The organism is Pseudomonas sp. GW704-F2 (assembly GCF_059423025.1).
In genome coordinates this window covers 68,149-87,097 of sequence record NZ_JBWKXO010000026.1, presented here as the reverse complement: position 1 = coordinate 87,097, position 18,949 = coordinate 68,149, and the positions used below count along the sequence as shown (strand labels likewise).

General features: G+C 62.9%; 16 protein-coding genes. 12 read left to right on the top strand and 4 right to left on the bottom strand.

Annotated elements, in window-relative coordinates:
• Positions 1 to 65: 65 nt before the first annotated feature.
• From AC07W0_RS21090 to AC07W0_RS21080, 3 genes are all read right to left on the bottom strand, one after another.
• Entirely contained in the window at positions 66 to 1,964 is a 1,899-nt protein-coding gene (locus tag AC07W0_RS21090; RefSeq protein ID WP_046489087.1) for a PhoX family protein, read from the bottom strand.
• A gap of 90 nt (positions 1,965 to 2,054) precedes the next feature.
• Positions 2,055 to 2,819 carry a TOBE domain-containing protein gene (locus AC07W0_RS21085; RefSeq protein WP_017847848.1) on the bottom strand — a complete coding sequence of 255 codons (765 nt, stop codon included), beginning with the start codon at positions 2,817 to 2,819 and terminating at the stop codon, positions 2,055 to 2,057.
• 58 nt (positions 2,820 to 2,877) lie between these two features.
• Positions 2,878 to 3,615 (bottom strand): ComFC family protein, encoded by a 738-nt coding sequence (locus AC07W0_RS21080; RefSeq protein WP_102618135.1) that lies wholly within the window; start codon positions 3,613 to 3,615, stop codon positions 2,878 to 2,880.
• Positions 3,616 to 3,707: 92 nt separating this feature from the next.
• On the opposite strand from AC07W0_RS21080, the gene bioB reads away from it, so the two are divergent.
• From bioB to AC07W0_RS21030, 10 genes are all read left to right on the top strand, one after another.
• Positions 3,708 to 4,763, top strand: coding sequence for a biotin synthase BioB (bioB, locus tag AC07W0_RS21075; RefSeq protein ID WP_017847846.1), 1,056 nt, complete (start codon positions 3,708 to 3,710; stop codon positions 4,761 to 4,763).
• Positions 4,764 to 4,917: 154 nt separating this feature from the next.
• Positions 4,918 to 6,099, top strand: a complete 1,182-nt coding sequence (gene bioF / locus AC07W0_RS21070) for an 8-amino-7-oxononanoate synthase (protein ID WP_102618134.1) — start codon at positions 4,918 to 4,920, stop codon at positions 6,097 to 6,099.
• Positions 6,092 to 6,823, top strand: coding sequence for an alpha/beta fold hydrolase (locus AC07W0_RS21065; RefSeq protein ID WP_102618133.1), 732 nt, complete (start codon positions 6,092 to 6,094; stop codon positions 6,821 to 6,823). The genes bioF and AC07W0_RS21065 overlap by 8 nt, the downstream gene beginning before the upstream one ends.
• The gene (gene bioC, locus AC07W0_RS21060) at positions 6,816 to 7,628 is read left to right on the top strand and encodes a malonyl-ACP O-methyltransferase BioC (RefSeq protein WP_057005405.1); all 813 of its coding nucleotides are present in this window, start codon (positions 6,816 to 6,818) and stop codon (positions 7,626 to 7,628) included. Before AC07W0_RS21065 ends, bioC begins: the two co-directional genes overlap by 8 nt.
• Positions 7,625 to 8,305, top strand: a complete 681-nt coding sequence (gene bioD, locus AC07W0_RS21055) for a dethiobiotin synthase (protein WP_017847842.1) — start codon at positions 7,625 to 7,627, stop codon at positions 8,303 to 8,305. Before bioC ends, bioD begins: the two co-directional genes overlap by 4 nt.
• Before the next feature lie 104 nt (positions 8,306 to 8,409).
• Positions 8,410 to 8,691, top strand: coding sequence for a hypothetical protein (locus tag AC07W0_RS21050; RefSeq protein ID WP_046489100.1), 282 nt, complete (start codon positions 8,410 to 8,412; stop codon positions 8,689 to 8,691).
• Between the two features lie 249 nt (positions 8,692 to 8,940).
• Positions 8,941 to 10,746, top strand: coding sequence for a phenylacyl-CoA dehydrogenase (locus AC07W0_RS21045; protein WP_046381839.1), 1,806 nt, complete (start codon positions 8,941 to 8,943; stop codon positions 10,744 to 10,746).
• A gap of 204 nt (positions 10,747 to 10,950) precedes the next feature.
• Positions 10,951 to 12,240, top strand: coding sequence for a GGDEF domain-containing protein (locus tag AC07W0_RS21040; protein ID WP_046489103.1), 1,290 nt, complete (start codon positions 10,951 to 10,953; stop codon positions 12,238 to 12,240).
• Between the two features lie 90 nt (positions 12,241 to 12,330).
• Positions 12,331 to 14,100, top strand: a complete 1,770-nt coding sequence (locus AC07W0_RS21035; protein ID WP_102618132.1) for an acyl-CoA dehydrogenase C-terminal domain-containing protein — start codon at positions 12,331 to 12,333, stop codon at positions 14,098 to 14,100.
• Between the two features lie 122 nt (positions 14,101 to 14,222).
• Complete coding sequence (locus AC07W0_RS21030; protein WP_017847837.1) at positions 14,223 to 16,001, top strand: acyl-CoA dehydrogenase C-terminal domain-containing protein; 1,779 nt, start codon at positions 14,223 to 14,225, stop codon at positions 15,999 to 16,001.
• Between the two features lie 226 nt (positions 16,002 to 16,227).
• On the opposite strand, the gene AC07W0_RS21025 is transcribed toward AC07W0_RS21030, so the two are convergent.
• Entirely contained in the window at positions 16,228 to 17,127 is a 900-nt protein-coding gene (locus AC07W0_RS21025) for a LysR family transcriptional regulator (protein ID WP_017847836.1), read from the bottom strand.
• Between the two features lie 209 nt (positions 17,128 to 17,336).
• Here AC07W0_RS21025 and AC07W0_RS21020 point away from each other — a divergent pair, with 209 nt between their 5' ends.
• Positions 17,337 to 18,605, top strand: coding sequence for an aspartate aminotransferase family protein (locus AC07W0_RS21020; protein ID WP_017847835.1), 1,269 nt, complete (start codon positions 17,337 to 17,339; stop codon positions 18,603 to 18,605).
• A gap of 182 nt (positions 18,606 to 18,787) precedes the next feature.
• On the top strand, positions 18,788 to 18,946 hold the full coding sequence (locus AC07W0_RS21015; protein WP_010207008.1) for a YqaE/Pmp3 family membrane protein: 159 nt from the start codon (positions 18,788 to 18,790) through the stop codon (positions 18,944 to 18,946).
• Positions 18,947 to 18,949: the final 3 nt, after the last annotated feature.

The following is an 18,949-nucleotide window of genomic DNA, read 5'->3' as shown; positions in this document are numbered from 1 at the left end:
CTCTCACAGTTGAAGGTATTCACAAATCAACATGTGGGAGGGGGCTTGCCCCCGATAGCGGTCTGTCAGGCGCCCACGATCCCACCATCATCCCGCCGAATCGCCATCACCGACGAACGCGGCTTGCCATTGGGCAGATGCTCCGGCCACGTCGAACCACCGGTTTCGCCGGGATGCTGAATCCCCACGAACAAGGTCTTCTGATCCGGCGAGAAGCTGATCCCCGTCACCTCGCACGCCACCGGCCCGACCATGAAACGGCGGATTTCCCCGGTGTTGGGGTCGGCGCAGAGCATCTGGTTATTGCCCATGCCGGCGAAGTCGCCGCCGTTGCTGTAGTCACCGTCGGTCAGAATCCACAGGCGCCCGGCTTTGTCGAAACCCAGGCCATCGGGGCTGTTGAACATGTTCTGCGGGTTGATGTTCGACGAGCCGCCCTTCGGCGTACCGGCATGCACGCCGGGGTTGCCCGCGACCACAAACAGATCCCAGGTGAAATCGGCGGCGCCGTGGTTATCGGCGTTGGGCTTCCAGCGCAGGATCTGGCCGTAGACGTTTTTCTCGCGTGGGTTGGGCCCACCGACCGGCTGGCCGTCTTCGCCGCGCTTGGCGTTGTTGGTCAGGGTGCAATAGACCTGGCCGTCGGTGGGGCTGACCACGATCCATTCCGGGCGGTCCATGCGCGTGGCTTTCACCACACTGGCAGCCAGGCGTGCATGGATCAGCACTTCGGCCTGGCTGGCGAAACCGGTGCTGGCGTCGATGCCGTTCTTGCCATGGGTCAACTCGACCCACTGGCCGTTGCCCTTGGGGTGGTCGGCGTTGCCGTCGCCGGCGTCGAAGATCGCCACAAACAACGTGCCATGGTCGAGCAGGTCTTTGTTGGCCTTGGGGTTCTGGTGGTCGATCGGGTCGCGGCTGACGAACTTGTAGATGAATTCGCCGCGCTCGTCGTCGCCCATGTACACCACGGCGCGGCCGTCGCGGGTTTCCGCGAGGGCTGCGTTTTCATGCTTGAAGCGGCCAAGGGCGGTGCGTTTGACGGGGGTGGAGTGCGGGTCGAACGGGTCGATTTCCACCACCCAGCCATGGCGATTGAGTTCGTTGGGATTCTTGGCCATATCGAAACGCGGGTCGTGCAGGTGCCAGTTGATCTCTTTGCTCGCCGCCACCACGCCGTAGCGCTTTTGCCCGGCGTCGAAGGTTTGTTGTGGGTTGCTGCTGCCGAAGCAGTCGGTGAAGTTCTCTTCGCACGTCAGATAAGTGCCCCACGGCGTCTTGCCGTTGGCGCAGTTCTGGAAGGTGCCGAGGGCTTTTTTGCCGGATTTGTCGGCGCTGGTTTTCAGCCAGTCATGGCCGGCCGCCGGGCCGCTCAGGCGGATCGGCGAGTTGCCGTGGATGCGCCGGTTGTAGCGCGAGTCCTGGACGAACTGCCAGGTGTCGCCCTGGCGGCGCACTTCGATCACCGACACACCTTCGCTGGCCTGGGCCTTGCGCACGTCTTCGGCCGATTGCGGCGCGCCGCCGTGGGCGAAGAGGTAGCGGTAGTTGGTGTATTCGTTATTGATCGCCATCAGCGCGCGGTTGTCGTCGCCGGGGAAGGCGAACAGGCTCATGCCATCGTTGTTGTCACCGAACTGCTGCTCCTGGGCCTTGGCCGTGCCGTTGCCGGACGGGTCGAACGCCGGGGCATTCTTGTGCAGCGGCTGGCCCCAACTGATCAGCACCGAGGCGCTGTAGCCGGGCGGCAGGGTGATGCTGTCGCTGGTGGCGGCGGCGATGCTGGCGAACCCCAGCAGCGGGCTGGCGTTGGCGGCATTCACGGCCAGCGCGCTGCGGGTCAGCAGGTTGCCGCCGAGGAACATCGCGGCTCCGCACAGGGCACCGGCGCCGATGAAGCGGCGGCGGGTGAGGCCGACCATCTGTTCGAGGTCGGTGGCTTGGTTTTCTTCTAATAGGCTCATGTCAGGCTCCCTGCGGTTTTTGCAGACACCATAAGGAGCGGGCATGACGAAATTGTTGCAGTTTGACGGCGGGCGCAGCAGGCCCGGCGCTTAGACGGGCGTGCCGAGCAGTACATTGCTCGGCGCGAATTGCACCTGGATCGGCTGACCTTCGGCGGCATCCAGGGCCTTGAGCGCGTGGGGCAGGGCCAGGGCGCAAAGTACCTGGCCGTTGGGCAGGGCGATTCGCACTTCGCTGGGGCCGTCCTCGGCGTCGAGAATGGCGTCGACGTTGCCGATCAGGCAATTGTGTCCAGGTGTTTCTGGGTGCTGGCTGGCACACACCTCCAGCCAGCCGGCCTTGATCAGGGCGACCACTTCGACACCGGCTTCCAGCTCCAGCCGTTGCGTGCTGTCGTGGGTGATCTGCGCGCTCAGGCTCAGGCCGCCGGCCAGTTGCAGGCGGATCAGATCATTGCGGCCGTGACGCTCGATGGCGACGACCTGGCCATGCAGTTGGTTGCGCGCACTGGTGCGCAGCATCAGGCGGCCCAGCAGGTTGAAGTCGCTGGCGGCTTCGTCCGAGCCAAGCACTTCGGCCTGTAACACTTGCAGGCGCTGATAGAGGCGCAGCACGCGCTCGCCTTCGGCCGTCAGCCTGGCGCCGCCGCCGCCCTTGCCGCCGACGCTGCGTTCCACCAACGGGTTTTGCGCGAGGTTGTTCAGTTCGTCGATGGCGTCCCAGGCCGCTTTGTAGCTCAAGCCGGCGCTTTTCGCCGCGCGGGTGATCGAGCCCTGCTCGGCGATATGCGCGAGCAAAGCGATGCGCTGCGGGCGACGGATGATGTGTTGGCTGAGGGAGGTCGGCAGAGACATGGGGTTACGCTTCGATGAGATGAGCGGAACGTTGCGGGCAAGGCCGGCCGGAGTCAAGTCAGGCACCCGGTTTGGGCGTGCGCGCCAGGCAGTACACGTCGACCTGCCGCGCTCCGGCCTCCATCAACAGACGTGCCAGGCTATGGGCGGTCGCACCGGTGGTGAGCACGTCATCGACCAGCGCAAAGTGGCGGTCGTGTACCGGTATGTCGCGCGCCAGGGCGAAGGCGCCGCGCAGGTTGCGTTGGCGGCTCTTGGCGTCGAGCGCCTGTTGCGCGACGGTTTCACTGGGGCGTAACAACAGGTGTTCATTGTAGGCAATGTGCAGTTCGGCGCTGAGCCAGCGTGCCAGCATCAACGCCTGGTTATAACCGCGCTCGCGCAGGCGTTTGCGCGCCATGGGCACCGGCAGCAGGCAGTCGGGGCGCGGCAGTTCGGCGTTGTCGAAGCGGTGTTGCAGATGGCGTCCCAGCAAGCGCCCCAGCAGATGCCCGAGGGGCCAGCGCGCCTGATGCTTGAAGCGGCTGATCAGGCTATCGACGGGGAAACTGTAGCGCCAGGCGGCAATGACCTGTTTAAAGGCTGGCGGGTGTTTCTGGCATTGGCCGCAGATCAGACCGTCCAGCGGCAGGGGCAGGGCGCAGACCTCGCACTGCTCCATCAGCCAGGGCAGCTCGGTTTCGCAGGCGTTGCACACACAATCGGCCGACTCAGTGGCTTCATCGCAGATTAAACAGTGCTGTACGTTTTTTGACCATATGTAAACTTGGTGTTTGTATCCAGGTTGACAGTGCATGAATCTTCCTTAAATATGCCGAGCATCCGTGTCGTGCCTGTGGGTATTGCCCTTCCCACAGCGTTTGCCAAAGCATAATCAAGGAATCGCCCATGAGCGCCAGCACCACTGCCACCCTGCGTCACGATTGGTCCTTGGCCGAAGTCAAAGCACTGTTCGTGCAACCGTTCAATGACCTGTTGTTCCAGGCGCAGACCGTACACCGCGCGCATTTCGATGCGAACCGTGTGCAGGTGTCGACCCTGCTGTCGATCAAGACCGGCGCCTGCCCGGAAGATTGCAAATATTGTCCGCAGTCGGGCCACTACAACACCGGCCTGGAAAAAGAAAAGCTGATGGAAGTGCAGAAGGTCCTCGAAGAGGCGGCCCGCGCCAAGGCCATCGGTTCGACTCGCTTCTGCATGGGCGCGGCGTGGAAACATCCGTCGGCCAAAGACATGCCCTACGTGCTGCAGATGGTCAAAGGCGTGAAGGCCATGGGCCTGGAAACCTGCATGACCCTCGGCCGTCTCGACCAGGACCAGACCGAAGCCCTGGCCCAGGCCGGCCTCGACTACTACAACCACAACCTCGACACGTCGCCGGAGTTCTACGGCTCGATCATCACCACCCGCACCTACGCCGAGCGCCTGCAAACCCTGGCCTATGTGCGCGATTCGGGGATGAAGATCTGCTCCGGCGGCATTCTCGGCATGGGCGAGTCCCTCGACGACCGCGCCAACCTGCTGATCCAACTGGCCAACCTGCCGGAGCATCCGGAATCGGTGCCGATCAATATGCTGGTGAAGGTGGCCGGCACGCCGCTGGAAAACGCCGAGGAGATCGACCCGTTCGACTTTATCCGCATGCTGGCGGTGGCGCGCATCCTGATGCCGCAGTCCCATGTGCGCCTGTCGGCCGGCCGTGAGGCGATGAACGAGCAGATGCAGGCCCTGGCGTTCTTTGCTGGCGCCAACTCGATCTTCTACGGCGACAAACTGCTGACCACCGCCAACCCGCAGGCCGACAAGGACATGCAACTGTTCTCGCGCCTGGGCATCTTGCCGGAAGCGCGGGAAGAGCACGCCGACGAAGTCCACCAGGCGGCGATCGAGCAAGCGTTGGTGGAACAGAAAAGCAGCGAGCAGTTCTACAACGCCGCGGTTTAAAGCACCACGGCGATCCAAATGTGGGAGCTGGCTTACCTGCGATAGCGGTCTTTCTGACACTTTGGTGGTGACAGTCCTGCCGCTATCGCAGGTAAGCCAGCTCCCACAGGGGATCGCGCCCTGTCTTACATTTCTCTGATCTGCCGAGGCCTGCATGTCTTTCGATCTCGCCGCGCGTCTCGCTGCCCGTCGTGCCGAACACCTTTACCGCCAACGCCCTCTGCTGGACAGCCCGCAAGGCCCGGAAGTGGTGGTGGACGGTCAACCGTTACTGGCGTTCTGCAGTAACGATTACCTGGGCCTGGCCAATCACCCGCAGGTGATCGAGGCCTGGCGTGCCGGTGCGTCCCGTTGGGGCGTGGGCGGTGGCGCTTCGCACCTGGTGGTCGGGCATGCCACGCCGCACCATGCGCTGGAAGAAGCCCTGGCCGACTTCACCGGGCGCCCGCGTGCGTTGTTGTTTACCACCGGTTACATGGCCAACCTCGGTGCGGTCACGGCGCTGGTGGGGCAGGGCGATACGGTGCTGGAAGACCGCCTCAACCATGCTTCATTGCTGGATGCCGGCCTGCTGTCCGGGGCGCGCTTCAATCGCTACCTGCACAACGACGCCGCCAGCCTGGCCAAGCGCCTGGAGAAAGCCACCGGCAATACCCTGGTGGTCACCGATGGCGTGTTCAGCATGGACGGCAACCTCGCCGACTTGCCGGCGCTGGCCCGTGAAGCGCGGGCCAAAGGCGCCTGGTTGATGGTGGACGACGCCCATGGTTTCGGCCCGTTGGGCGCGAATGGCGGCGGTATCGTCGAGCATTTCGGCCTGAGCCAGGCGGATGTGCCGGTGCTGGTCGGCACCCTGGGCAAAGCGTTCGGCACTGCGGGCGCCTTTGTCGCAGGCAGTGACGATTTGATCGAAAGCCTGATCCAGTTCGCCCGGCCCTACATCTACACCACCAGCCAACCCCCGGCCCTGGCCTGCGCCACCCTCAAAAGCCTGGAGCTGCTGCGCACCGAGCATTGGCGGCGCGAGCACCTCAACGGCCTGATCCGCCAGTTCCGCCACGGCGCCGAGCAGATCGGCCTGACGCTGATGGACAGCTTCACGCCGATTCAGCCGATCCTGATCGGCGACAGTGCCAAGGCCATGGCGTTGTCGCGGATGTTGCGCGAGCGCGGCCTGATGGTCACCGCGATCCGCCCACCTACCGTGCCCGCCGGCAGCGCCCGTTTGCGCGTGACGCTGACCGCGGCCCACAGCGCGGCGCAGGTGCAGCTATTGTTAAACGCATTGGACGCGTGTTTCCGCTTGTCCAGTACGACGGAGCCCGACCATGCGTGATCGCTTGATCCTGCTGCCCGGCTGGGGCCTCGGCGTGTCGCCGCTGGAGCCGTTGGCCGCCGCCCTGCACGGCCTGAACGAACACCTGCGCGTACAGATCGAGCCGTTGCCGGCTTTGGCCTCCAGCGACCTGGATGAATGGCTCGACGAACTCGACGCGAGCCTGCCGGACGACGCCTGGCTCGGTGGCTGGTCGTTGGGCGGCATGCTCGCTTCCGAGCTGGCCGCGCGGCGCGGCGAGCGTTGTTGTGGGTTGCTGACCCTGGCGAGCAACCCGTGTTTCGTCGCCCGCGATGGCTGGCCGAACGCGATGCCCGGCGCAACCTTTGAGGCGTTCCTCGCCGGTTGCCACGCCGACGCCCCGGTCACCCTCAAGCGCTTCGGCCTGTTGTGCGCCAAAGGCGCCGCGGACCCTCGCGGCTTGGCGCGTCTGCTGGCCAGCGCGGCACCACAGACGCCGTCGGACGTGTTGATGAACGGCCTCGAGCTGCTTGCCCAACTGGATACCCGCGACGCCTTGGTGGCCTTCCGCGGCCCGCAATTGCACCTGTTCGCGGGCCTGGATGAATTGGTGCCCGCCGAAGCCGCCAGCGACCTGCTGAGCCTGCTGCCCGATGTCGAAATCGGCCTGATTGAACAGGCCGGCCACGCTTTTCTCCTGGAGGACCCCCACGGTGTAGCGGGGGCCATCCAGGCTTTTTTGCACGAGTGCGTTGATGACTGATTTAGCCCATGCCTGCCTGCCAGGCGCGTTGCCGGACAAGCGCCAGGTGGCGGCCTCCTTTTCCCGTGCCGCCGCCAGTTACGACAGCGTGGCCGAGTTGCAGCGCGCGGTGGGGCATGAATTGCTGACCCGTCTGCCGCCGGCCTGCAGCGCGCAGCGCTGGTTGGACATGGGCTGCGGCACCGGTTATTTCAGCCGCGTGCTGGGCGAACGGCTGCCGGCCGGCCAAGGCGTGGCGCTGGATATTGCCCAAGGCATGCTCGACCATGCGCGGCCGTTGGGCGGCGCGCAGCATTTCATCGCCGGTGACGCCGAGCGCCTGCCGTTGCAGGCGGCCAGCTGCGGGTTGATCTTCTCCAGCCTGGCAGTGCAATGGTGCGCGGATTTCGCGGCGGTGCTCAGCGAAGCCTATCGCGTGCTGCAGCCGGGCGGCGTGCTGGCGTTCGCCAGCTTGTGCGTGGGCACATTGGACGAGTTGCGCGAAAGCTGGCGGGCGGTGGACGGGCGGGTCCACGTCAACCGCTTCCGCAGCTTCGAAGCCTATCAACAGCTGTGCGCGGCCAGTGGCTTCAAGGTGCGGAGCCTGGAGCGGCGTGCTCATGTGTTGCATTACCCGGATGTGCGCAGCCTGACCCACGAATTGAAAGCGCTTGGCGCGCACAATCTCAACCCGGGGCGGCCGGGAGGGTTGACGGGCCGCGCGCGGATTGTTGCACTGATCGACGCCTACGAGCAGTTCCGCCAGGCCCAGGGCCTGCCGGCCACCTACCAAGTGGTGTACGCCGTACTGGAGAAGCCTCTATGAACGCCGCTTATTTCATCACCGGCACCGATACCGATGTCGGCAAGACCACCATCGCCGCCGGCCTGCTGCATGCCGCGCGCCTGGCCGGCAAAAGCACCGCCGCCGGCAAGCCGGTGGCTTCCGGTTGCCAGGTCACCGCCAAAGGCTTGCGCAACGCCGATGCGCTGGCACTGCTGGCCGAGTGTTCGTTGCCGTTGAGCTACGCCGAGGTCAACCCGGTGGCGTTCGAGCCGGCCATCGCGCCGCACCTGGCCGCGCGCGAGGCGGGCGTTGCGCTGACGGTGCAATCGCTGCTCAAACCCATGCAACAGATCCTGGCGCGAAAAGCGGATTTCACCCTGATCGAAGGCGCGGGCGGCTGGCGCGTGCCGTTGGCCGACCAGGACAACCTGTCCGACCTGGCCATGGCGCTGCAATTGCCGGTGATCCTGGTGGTGGGCGTGCGCCTGGGGTGCATCAGCCATGCCCTGCTCACCGCCGAAGCGATCGCGCGCGATGGCCTGCCGCTGGCCGGTTGGGTGGCGAATATCATCGAGCCGAAGACCTCTCGTCTGGAAGAAAACCTCGCCACCCTGGCCGAACGCTTGCCCGCGCCGTGCCTGGGCCGGGTGCCCAAACTCAAGCACGCCAGCAGCGACGCGGTGGCCGAGTACCTGCACTTGGACTTGCTTGACTGATTTTGGCTATCGATAAGGCATTATGCCATTAGCGTTTTTGACGGGCCTTTTGCCCGGATGTCTGTTTCAATTCAACTTCACGATTCTCTCAGCAGGTCCACGCCATGGAAATCTCTGGCAGCAGTGCGTTTTATTCAGGCCTGAGTACCATTCAAACCGGGCAGAGCCGCGTCGACCAGGCCGCCGGCAGGATTGCCAGCACCGCCACTACCCAGCCGTCGGACGCCCAGAGCGACCTGCTACGGGCCAATGACCGCGCCCAGCCGACCAACTCGGCGAGCAATATGGTCGAAATGGCCCAAGGCAAGTTTCAGGTGGAGCTGGGCGCGAAAGTCGCCAAGGCTTCCGATGAAATGCTCGGCACGTTGATCGACACCTTCGCCTGACCCCCTGAAGCAACGCGGTGTGCCAGGCACACCGCTCGCGCCTGCACCTTCGCCTTTTTCCCGATAACCCTTGTGGCGCCTCGCCGCAGGCATCGTCGTGCGCGCTCTTGAGCGGTGTCATGACAAACGGCAGCGGGACGACGCTTGACATCCCCAGGTGGTAAACGTATGTTTCAAACACCTGTTTGACCGCCATAACAAATCCCACGCGGTTGTTCATCCCAGACACATCAGCAGAGGTTTATCGCTATGCCTGACTACAAGGCCCCCTTGCGTGATATTCGCTTCGTTCGTGACGAACTGCTCGGCTATGAAGCGCATTATCAAAGCCTGCCGGCTTGCCAGGACGCTACTCCGGACATGGTTGACGCCATTCTCGAAGAAGGCGCCAAGTTTTGTGAGCAAGTACTGGCACCGTTGAACCGCGTGGGTGACATCGAAGGGTGTACCTGGAGCGAGTCAGGCGTTAAGACCCCTACTGGTTTCAAAGAAGCCTACAAACAGTTCGTTGAAGGCGGCTGGCCGAGCCTGGCCCATGACGTGGAGCACGGTGGCCAAGGCCTGCCGGAATCCCTGGGCCTGGCGGTCAGCGAAATGGTCGGCGAAGCCAACTGGTCGTGGGGCATGTACCCAGGCCTGTCCCATGGCGCGATGAACACCATCTCCGAGCACGGCACCCCCGAGCAACAAGACGCCTACCTGACCAAGCTGGTGTCGGGCGAATGGACCGGCACCATGTGCCTGACCGAGCCTCACTGTGGCACCGACCTGGGCATGCTGCGCACCAAGGCCGAGCCTCAGGCCGACGGCACCTACAAAGTCTCCGGCACCAAGATCTTCATCTCGGCCGGCGAACACGACATGGCCGACAACATCGTCCATATCGTCCTGGCCCGCCTGCCGGACGCACCGGCCGGTACCAAAGGCATCTCGCTGTTCATCGTGCCCAAATTCCTGCCGAACGCCGATGGCTCGATCGGTGCGCGCAACGCGGTGACCTGCGGTTCCCTGGAACACAAGATGGGCATCCACGGTAACGCCACCTGCGTGATGAACTTCGACGCAGCCACCGGTTTCCTGATCGGCCCGGCGAACAAAGGCCTGAACTGCATGTTCACCTTTATGAACACCGCTCGCCTGGGCACCGCGCTGCAAGGCCTGGCCCACGCCGAGATCGGCTTCCAGGGCGGCCTGAAATACGCTCGCGATCGCCTGCAAATGCGTTCCCTGACCGGCCCGAAAGCGCCGGACAAAGCGGCCGACCCGATCATCGTCCACCCTGACGTGCGCCGCATGCTACTGACCATGAAAGCCTTCGCCGAAGGTAACCGTGCGATGGTGTACTTCACCGCCAAGCAAGTGGACATCGTCAAGTACGGCACCGACGACGAAGCCAAGAAACAGGCCGATGGCCTGCTGGCCTTCATGACCCCGATCGCCAAGGCGTTCATGACCGAAGTCGGCTTCGAGTCCGCCAACCACGGCGTGCAGATCTACGGCGGTCACGGCTTCATCGCCGAGTGGGGCATGGAGCAGAACGTGCGCGACAGCCGCATTTCGATGCTGTACGAAGGCACCACCGGCATCCAGGCGCTGGACCTGCTCGGCCGTAAAGTGCTGATGACCCAAGGCGAAGCGCTGAAGGGCTTCACCAAGATCGTCCACAAGTTCTGCCAGGCCAACGAAGGCAACGAAGCGGTCAAAGAGTTCGTGACACCGCTGGCCGCGCTGAACAAAGAGTGGGGCGAGTTGACCATGAAGGTCGGCATGGCGGCGATGAAAGACCGTGAAGAAGTCGGTGCCGCGTCGGTGGACTACCTGATGTACTCCGGTTACGCCTGCCTGGCTTACTTCTGGGCCGACATGGCACGCCTGGCGGCCGAAAAACTGGCCGCCGGCACCAGCGAAGCGGCGTTCTACACCGCCAAGCTGCAGACCGCGCGCTTCTACTTCCAGCGCATCCTGCCGCGTACCCGTACTCACGTGGCCACCATGCTGTCGGGCGCCAACAACCTGATGGACATGAAAGAAGAGGACTTCGGCCTGGCTTACTAAGCCTCACCGAGCCCACTTGAAAAACCGTCGCTCCTGTTGGGGGCGACGGTTTTTTTTTGCCGAGAAAAAACGCAGCGGGGCGCTCAGGGATTGCGATTGGCTGCCGTTACAGTGATGGCAATGTGATACAGGCCGGGCAGGGTATGTTTAACTGTCTGGAGTAAGGCACAGTGCCATCATTCCTGGCGGGTCGGAGTTTTACCCTTGTCACGCGCGTCCGCTTTACGTTTCAGTCATTTCCTCCCTTCATTGCTGCTGTTACTGGCCGGGCTCTCGGCTGCGTATGTCAAGGACCTCAACGTCTTCTTCACCTCGCTGTTCAACGTGTTGCCGACCCTGGTGCTGTTGCTCGGCGGTTCGTATTGCGCGGTCTATCGTCGCCAGCGTGAACTGTTCCTGATGATCACGGTGTACATCGCCTACTTCCTGCTCGACACCCAGACCGACTACTACCGCGACAACGGCCGCGTGCGCGAAGACGCTGCAGTGGTGTTCCACTTGTGCTGCCTGTTGCTGCCGCTGCTGTTCGGCCTCTATGGGTTGTGGCAGGAAAAAACCCACTTGTTCCGTGATTTTGTCGCGCGCTGTGCGGTGCTGCTGGCGGTCGGCAGCGTCGCGTTGGCGCTGGAGCAAAGTTATCCCCAGGCGCTGCTGAACTGGCTGGCGGAAATTCGCTGGCCGGCGCTGCATGGCGCCTGGATGAGCCTGATCCAGCTGTCGTACCCGATGTTCCTGATCGGTTTCCTGACCCTGGCGGCGCAATACTGGTACCAGCCGCGCCCGCTGCACGCGGCGCAGATGGTGGGGCTGGTGGGATTGTTCTGGATGTTGCCGCAGACGTTTATCCTGCCGTTCACCCTGAACATCATGTGCAGCCAGGTGATGCTGATGATTGCGGCCGCGGTGGCCCACGAGGCCTATCAGATGGCGTTTCGTGACGAGTTGACCGGCCTGCCGGGGCGTCGCGCACTCAATGAGCGCATGCAGCGACTGGGGCGCAACTATGTGCTGGCGATGAGCGACGTCGATCACTTCAAGCGTTTCAACGACACCCATGGCCACGATGTCGGCGACCAGGTGCTGCGCCTGGTCGCCAGCAAGCTGTCGAAGGTCAATGGCGGCGGACGCGCCTACCGTTATGGCGGTGAAGAGTTCGCCGTGGTGTTTGCCGGCAAGACCCTGGATGAATGCATGCCGCACCTGGAAGAAATCCGCGAGATCATCGCCAACTACGACATCAAGCTGCGCAACCCGGACCGTCCGCAGGATGACCTGCAAGGTCGCCAGCGGCGCGCGGGCAGCGGTGCGTCGAGTGTCTCGGTGACCATCAGCATCGGCGTGGCCGAGCGCCAGGCCGAGCACCGCACCTCCGAAGAGGTGCTCAAATCCGCCGACCAGGCGCTGTATGCCGCCAAGGGCGCGGGGCGTAACTGCGTGATTGCGGCCGGGCAAAACCGCCGTGGCGCGGTACGCACGCAGAGTGCTGCCGGTTGAGTGATGGTGCTGTATTCAGCGGCGCTACAGTGATTGTCCGGGGCGGTGGCCGGCAGTAGGTTGAAACCATCTGCTGCCGGAGACATCGCCATGCCTGAGTACAAAGCTCCCCTGCGCGACATGCGCTTTCTGATCGACAACGTGTTTGATTTCCACGCTCACTACGCCGCCCTCGGCGCGACGGACGCCAGCCCGGACATGGTCAGCGCGATCCTCGAAGAAGGTGCGAAATTCTGCGAGAACGTGCTCGCGCCGCTCAACCGCAGCGGCGATGAAGAAGGCTGCCATTTCGACAAAGGCGTGGTGACCACGCCCAAGGGCTTCAAGGAAGCCTTTGCTCAGTATGTGCAAGGCGGCTGGCACGGCGTGGCAGCCGACCCGGCCTACGGCGGTCAAGGCCTGCCGCAATCCCTGGGGCTGGTGCTCAGCGAAATGATCGGCTCCAGCAACACCTCCTGGGGCATGTACCCGGGGCTGACCCACGGCGCGATGTCGGCGATCCACGCCCACGGCAGCGCCGAACAGAAAGCCACCTACCTGAGCAAACTCACCGCTGGCGAATGGACCGGCACCATGTGCCTGACCGAAGCCCACTGCGGCACCGACCTGGGCCTGATCAAGACCCGCGCCGTGCCCCAGGCGGATGGCAGCTATGCGGTCAGCGGCAGCAAGATCTTCATCTCTGCCGGCGAGCACGACCTGAGCGCCAACATCATCCACCTGGTGCTGGCCAAGCTGCCGGACGCCCCGGCCGGCACCAAAGGCATCTCGCTGTTTATCGTGCCCAAGTTCCATGCCGATTCGGGCGAGCGCAACGCGGTGCATTGCGGCTCCATCGAGCACAAGATGGGGATCAAGGCCTCGGCCACCTGCGTGCTGAACTTCGACGGGGCCAAGGGCTTTTTGATCGGCGAGGCGAACAAAGGCCTCAACTGCATGTTCACCATGATGAACCACGCGCGCCTCGGCACCGGGATGCAAGGGCTGTGCAACGGCGAAGCGAGCTTCCAGGGCGCGATCAGGTACGCCAACGACCGCCTGCAAATGCGCGCGCTGACCGGCGCCAAGGCCCCGGAAAAAGCCGCCGACCCGATCATCGTCCATCCCGACGTGCGGCGCATGCTGCTGACCATGAAGGCGTTCAACGAAGGCAACCGGGCGCTCACCTATTTCACCGCGCAACTGCTCGACACCGCGCACTTGAGCGCCGACGCCGGCCAGCGCCAGGAGGCCGAAGACCTGTTGGCATTCCTCACGCCGATCTGCAAAGCCTTCATGACCGACACCGGGCTGGAAGTGACCAACCACGGCATGCAGGTGTTCGGCGGCCATGGTTTTATTCGCGAGTGGGGCATGGAGCAGTTGGTGCGCGATTGCCGCATTGCGTCGATCTACGAAGGCACCAACGGGATCCAGGCGCTCGACTTGCTGGGGCGCAAGGTGTTGGGCAGCCAGGGCAAGCTGCTGCGCGGTTTTACCCGGATTGTGCATAAGTTCTGTGAGGCGAATGCCGAGCATGCGCAGCTCAAGGCGTATGTGGCGCAGCTTGATCAACTGAACCGGCAATGGGGCGAGCTGACGACCGAGGTCGGCATGGCCGCGATGAAAAACCCTGACGAAGTGGGCGCCGCCGCAGTGGACTACTTGATGTACAGCGGCTACATCGTCCTCGCCTATTTGTGGCTGCGCATGGCGATCGCGGCGCAGACCCACGACGATGCCGACTTCGCCAAGGCCAAGCTGGCCACCTGCGACTTTTACTTCAAGCGCCTGCTGCCGCGCACCGCCACCCATCGGGCTGCCGTGCAAGCGGGCAGCGAGTGCCTGATGAGTCTGCCTGCGGAGGCATTCGGCGGCTGATGACTTAAAAATACCAATCAGTCAAAAGTGGACCCTATGTGTCTGAAAAGTTGTTCGGGTACACTCGGCGCCTGTAAAACCGACCCTATCGAATTACTTTTCACGTTCTCACGAGGTTTGCCATGGCTGATTACAAAGCGCCGCTGCGTGATATGCGCTTCGTCCTCAACGAAGTTTTTGAGGTCGCCACACTTTGGGCCCAATTGCCGGCATTGGCAGACACTGTCGACGCCGAAACCGTTGAGGCAATCCTCGAAGAAGCCGGTAAAGTCACCGCCAAATCCATCGCCCCGCTCAGCCGCAGCGGCGATGAACAGGGCTGCCGCTGGGCCGACACGGTTGTCAGCACCCCGGACGGCTTTCCACAGGCCTACACCACCTACGCCGAAGGCGGCTGGGTGGGCGTAGGCGGCGATCCGGCGTTTGGTGGCATGGGCATGCCCAAGGCGGTGTCGGCGCAAGTCGAAGAGATGATCAACTCGTCGAGCCTGGCGTTTGGCCTGTACCCGATGCTGACTTCCGGCGCCTGCGTGTCGATCAACACCCACGCCAGTGAAGCACTCAAGGCCACCTACCTGCCGAATATGTACTCCGGCAAGTGGGCCGGTTCCATGTGCCTGACCGAGGCGCATGCCGGCACTGATCTGGGCATTATCCGCACCAAGGCCGAGCCTCAGGCGGACGGTTCCTACACCATCAGCGGCACCAAGATCTTCATCACCGGCGGCGAACACGACCTTACCGAGAACATCATCCACCTGGTCCTGGCCAAACTGCCGGATGCGCCGGCCGGTCCCAAGGGCATTTCGCTGTTCCTGGTGCCGAAATTCATGGTCAATGCCGACGGCAGCCTGGGCGCGCGTAACCCGGTGAGCTGCGGCTCCATCGAACACAAGATGGGGATTCAAGCATCGGCGACCTGTGTGATGAACTTCGACCAAGCCGTGGGTTACCTGGTGGGCGAGCCTAACCGGGGCCTGGCGGCGATGTTTACCATGATGAACTACGAGCGTCTGGGCGTAGGCATCCAGGGCCTGGCGTCCGGTGAGCGGTCTTACCAGAACGCGATTGAATATGCGCGCGACCGCCTGCAGAGCCGTGCGCCGACCGGTGCCCAGGCCAAGGACAAAGTCGCCGACCCGATCATCGTCCACCCCGACGTGCGTCGCATGCTGTTGACCATGAAGGCGTCGAACGAAGGCGGTCGTGCATTCTCCACATATGTGGCGATGCAACTGGATATCGCCAAGTTCAGCGAAGACGCCGCCGCCCGCGAGCGCGCGGATAACCTGGTGGCCTTGCTGACCCCGGTGGCCAAGGCATTCCTCAGCGATCTGGGCCTGGAAACCACGGTACTCGGCCAACAAATCTTTGGCGGCCACGGTTACATCCGCGAGTGGGGCCAGGAGCAATTGGTGCGTGATGTACGCATTACCCAGATCTACGAAGGCACCAACGGCATTCAGGCCCTGGACCTGATGGGACGCAAGATTGTCGGCAGCGGCGGCGCGTTCTACACCCTGTTCGCCGACGAGATCCGCCAGTTCACCGCCACCGCGGGCGCGGAGCTGGCTGAGTTCACCGCGCCGCTCAATGCCGCGGTGGATAGCCTGGATGAGTTGACGGCCTGGGTGCTGGACCGTGCCAAGAGCAACCCGAATGAAATCGGTGCGGCCTCGGTGGAGTATTTGCATGCATTCGGTTACATGGCCTACGCCTACATGTGGGCAAGGATGGCCAAGGCGGCGCTGGGCAAAGAAGCCGAGGAAGGTTTCTACGCCAGCAAGCTGGGCACCGCACGTTTCTACTTTGCCCGTCTGCTGCCGCGTATTCAGTCGTTGAGCGCGTCGGTAAAAGCCGGTAGCGAATCGCTGTTCTTGCTGGATGAGGCCCTGTTCTAAGGGTGTAGAGGCTTTGTAAGCATTCTCTTACATGACGTGCTGCTAATCGTCCTCTATCGCCAAATTGGATCCACGGATAATCTACTTCACATGGACGTCGCGCAGGAAGCGCAAAGCAACAACACGGACACGTAGGATTCTGCCAGGATGGCGGAGTGAAATGGATGTCAGGGAAACAGTCTGCAAAGCCCCGCTTCGGCGGGGTTTTCTTTTGCCCGCGAAAAACTCAGCCCGGCACCTGCGGGGCGTTCATCACGTCCTCCAGCAAGGTGCGCAGCAGCGCCAACGTCGCTTGCTGGCGCTGCACATCGCGGCACACCAACCCGACTTTCAGCGGCACCCTCGGTTCACTCAAGGGTTTCCACAGCAGCGACTGGCTGTTGTGTTGGTCCTGGGAACGTCCCGGCAGCACCGTGGCCAGTTTGGTATGCGGCAGGCTGTCGAGAATCCCCACCATGGTATTCAACTCCGCCTGCACCTGCGGGCGCCGCCCGAGGTTGGATAGCTGGCCCTGCCAGATCTGCCGGATCTGAAACTCCTCCCCGAGCAGCAACATCGGCAACTCGGCCGCTTGTGTCAGGGAAACTTTCTTGAATTCACGCAGGGGGTGATCCTCCGGGATGACCACCTTCAGCTCATCTTCATACAGCAGCACGCCGTGCAGCCCCGGCTGGCGGGGTGGCAGGTAACTGATGCCGATGTCCAGCGAGCCATTGAGCAGGCGCCGTTCAATCTCCAGCCCGGTCAGTTCGTAGATTTGCACCACCAGGTGCGGCTGGGCCTTGCGCACACGCTCCAGCATCTGCGGCACCAGGCTGGTGTGTACGGTTTGCAACACACCGATGGCCAAGGTGCGCAATGCCTGGCCCTTGAAGTTGCGCAACGCCTCCACGGCTTGTTGCATGCCATCGATCAACGGCAAGGCGTGGTTGTATAACGTATGGGCCGCGAGGGTCGGCAGCAGGCGCTTGCTGCTGCGTTCGAACAGGCTCACATCGAGGTTTTGTTCGAGCTGGCGGATCTGCTGTGACAGAGCCGGTTGGGAGATCGACAGGCGCTCAGCGGCACGGCCTACGTGGCCTTCCTCATACACCGCGACGAAATAACGCAGTTGCTTAAAATCCATAAGTAATTCTTATCGGAAAAGCTGGAAAATCGAAATGGCCGTTGGCCCCCAAGACGCCTAGTCTAGCGCCTATCCACAAGGCTTACAGGGCCAGATCGGGCGATGATTAGCGTTTATGTTGATGGTGTTTGCATAGGCAAGTCAAAAAACCTCCAGGCAGGTTTTGCGGGGTACACCGACCACGGCATGGTTGCCATGGGAGGAAAAGTGTGAACCTGTTCAATTTGCGCCGCTCGGCGGCCAGTCTGGATGACCTGATCCTGGATGCTTGTGGCGAAGATTTTCCCAGTGGATGCCTGATGCCTACCGTAGCGCGCCCCCCGCAGGTCTTTGTGCGCGGCCAGGGTTCCTGGTTGTGGGACAGCGATGATCGCGCCTATCTGGACTTCAGCCAGGGCTGCGCGGCCAACAGCCTCGGCCACAGCCCGCAGGTATTGATCCGGGCCCTGGCCGATCAGGCCCAGGCGCTGATCAATCCCGGTAACGGCTTGCATAACCGTCCCCAACTCAACCTCGTCGACCGCCTGTGCCACCGCACCGGCAGCGACCAGGCGTATTTGCTCAACAGCGGCGCGGAAGCCTGCGAAGCGGCGATCAAACTGGCGCGCAAGTGGGGCCAGCTGTATCGCGGCGGTGCTTATCGCATCATCAGCGCCAGCAATGGTTGCCATGGGCGCAGCTTCGCGGCGATGTCGGCCTCGGCGAGCAGCCGTGAAAACCGCTTTGAACCGCAACTGCCGGGCTTCAGCCACGTCCCGCTCAACGACCTGGCGGCGCTGCACGCGGCCGTTGACGCGCAAACCGTTGCCATCATGCTCGAGCCGATTCAGAGCGAAGCCGGCGTCATCCCTGCGACCGAGCATTACCTCAAGGGTGTCGAGCGGCTGTGCCGCGAGCTGGGCATTCTGCTGATCCTCGACGAAGTGCAAACCGGTATCGGCCGTTGCGGCACCTTGCTCGCCGAAGAGCAGTACGGTGTACGCGCCGACATCATTGCGCTCGGCAAAGGCCTGGGCGGTGGTGTACCGCTGGCGGCACTGCTGGCGCGTGGCAAGGCTTGTTGCTTTGAAGTCGGTGAGCTGGAAGGCACCCATCATGGCAATGCGCTGATGGCCTGCGCCGGGGGGGCGGTGCTCGATGCTGTGCTGGGGCATGGCTTCTTCGAGCATGTGCGTGAGTCTGGTTGTTACCTCGGCGAAGGTCTGGCTCGCCTGGCTTATCGCTATGGCCATGGTCAACTGCGCGGCCACGGCCTGATGTGGGGACTGACGTTATCGGATGATTCTGCGGATGCCGTAGTAAAAGCGGCTCTGGACGAAGGACTGATCCTCAACGCCCCGCAACCCAACTGCCTGCGCTTCACCCCGGCCCTGACGGTGAGCAAAAGCAACATCGACGAAATGCTCCTGCGCCTGGGGCACGCCTTTTCCCGGGTACGCACCGCACAAATGCAATGCCGCAAGGGCATCGCCGTCTGACCCCTTATTCCTGAACCGTCTCGCGGTATACGCGGCGCCCCCAGCTTGTTTTTTTTGGCTGGGGGCGTTTTTTTTTGTGCAGCGAACGACGGTCGCGGTGCCAGATCCTACTGAACCCTCACGAACGTCCAAGGTCGATTAGCTAGACGGCTCACACGAGCCGATTTTCAGGAGCTGAACCCATGGACATCATTCGTATCATCATCGCCATTCTGTTGCCGCCACTGGGTGTGTTCCTGCAAGTGGGTTTCGCCGGCGCGTTCTGGCTGAATATTCTGCTGACCTTGTGCGGTTACTTCCCAGGCATCATTCACGCGGTGTACATCATCGCCAAACGCTGAGGC

Coding starts and splice junctions, on each gene's coding strand:
- AC07W0_RS21050 (WP_046489100.1), top strand. CDS start 8,410: ATGGAAATCTCTGGCAGCAGTGCGTTTTATTCAGGCCTGAGTACCATT.
- AC07W0_RS21025 (WP_017847836.1), bottom strand. CDS start 17,127: ATGGATTTTAAGCAACTGCGTTATTTCGTCGCGGTGTATGAGGAAGGC.
- bioC (WP_057005405.1), top strand. CDS start 6,816: ATGACTGATTTAGCCCATGCCTGCCTGCCAGGCGCGTTGCCGGACAAG.
- bioD (WP_017847842.1), top strand. CDS start 7,625: ATGAACGCCGCTTATTTCATCACCGGCACCGATACCGATGTCGGCAAG.
- AC07W0_RS21035 (WP_102618132.1), top strand. CDS start 12,331: ATGCCTGAGTACAAAGCTCCCCTGCGCGACATGCGCTTTCTGATCGAC.
- AC07W0_RS21030 (WP_017847837.1), top strand. CDS start 14,223: ATGGCTGATTACAAAGCGCCGCTGCGTGATATGCGCTTCGTCCTCAAC.
- AC07W0_RS21015 (WP_010207008.1), top strand. CDS start 18,788: ATGGACATCATTCGTATCATCATCGCCATTCTGTTGCCGCCACTGGGT.
- AC07W0_RS21085 (WP_017847848.1), bottom strand. CDS start 2,819: ATGTCTCTGCCGACCTCCCTCAGCCAACACATCATCCGTCGCCCGCAG.
- AC07W0_RS21080 (WP_102618135.1), bottom strand. CDS start 3,615: ATGCACTGTCAACCTGGATACAAACACCAAGTTTACATATGGTCAAAA.
- AC07W0_RS21090 (WP_046489087.1), bottom strand. CDS start 1,964: ATGAGCCTATTAGAAGAAAACCAAGCCACCGACCTCGAACAGATGGTC.
- AC07W0_RS21045 (WP_046381839.1), top strand. CDS start 8,941: ATGCCTGACTACAAGGCCCCCTTGCGTGATATTCGCTTCGTTCGTGAC.
- bioB (WP_017847846.1), top strand. CDS start 3,708: ATGAGCGCCAGCACCACTGCCACCCTGCGTCACGATTGGTCCTTGGCC.
- bioF (WP_102618134.1), top strand. CDS start 4,918: ATGTCTTTCGATCTCGCCGCGCGTCTCGCTGCCCGTCGTGCCGAACAC.
- AC07W0_RS21065 (WP_102618133.1), top strand. CDS start 6,092: ATGCGTGATCGCTTGATCCTGCTGCCCGGCTGGGGCCTCGGCGTGTCG.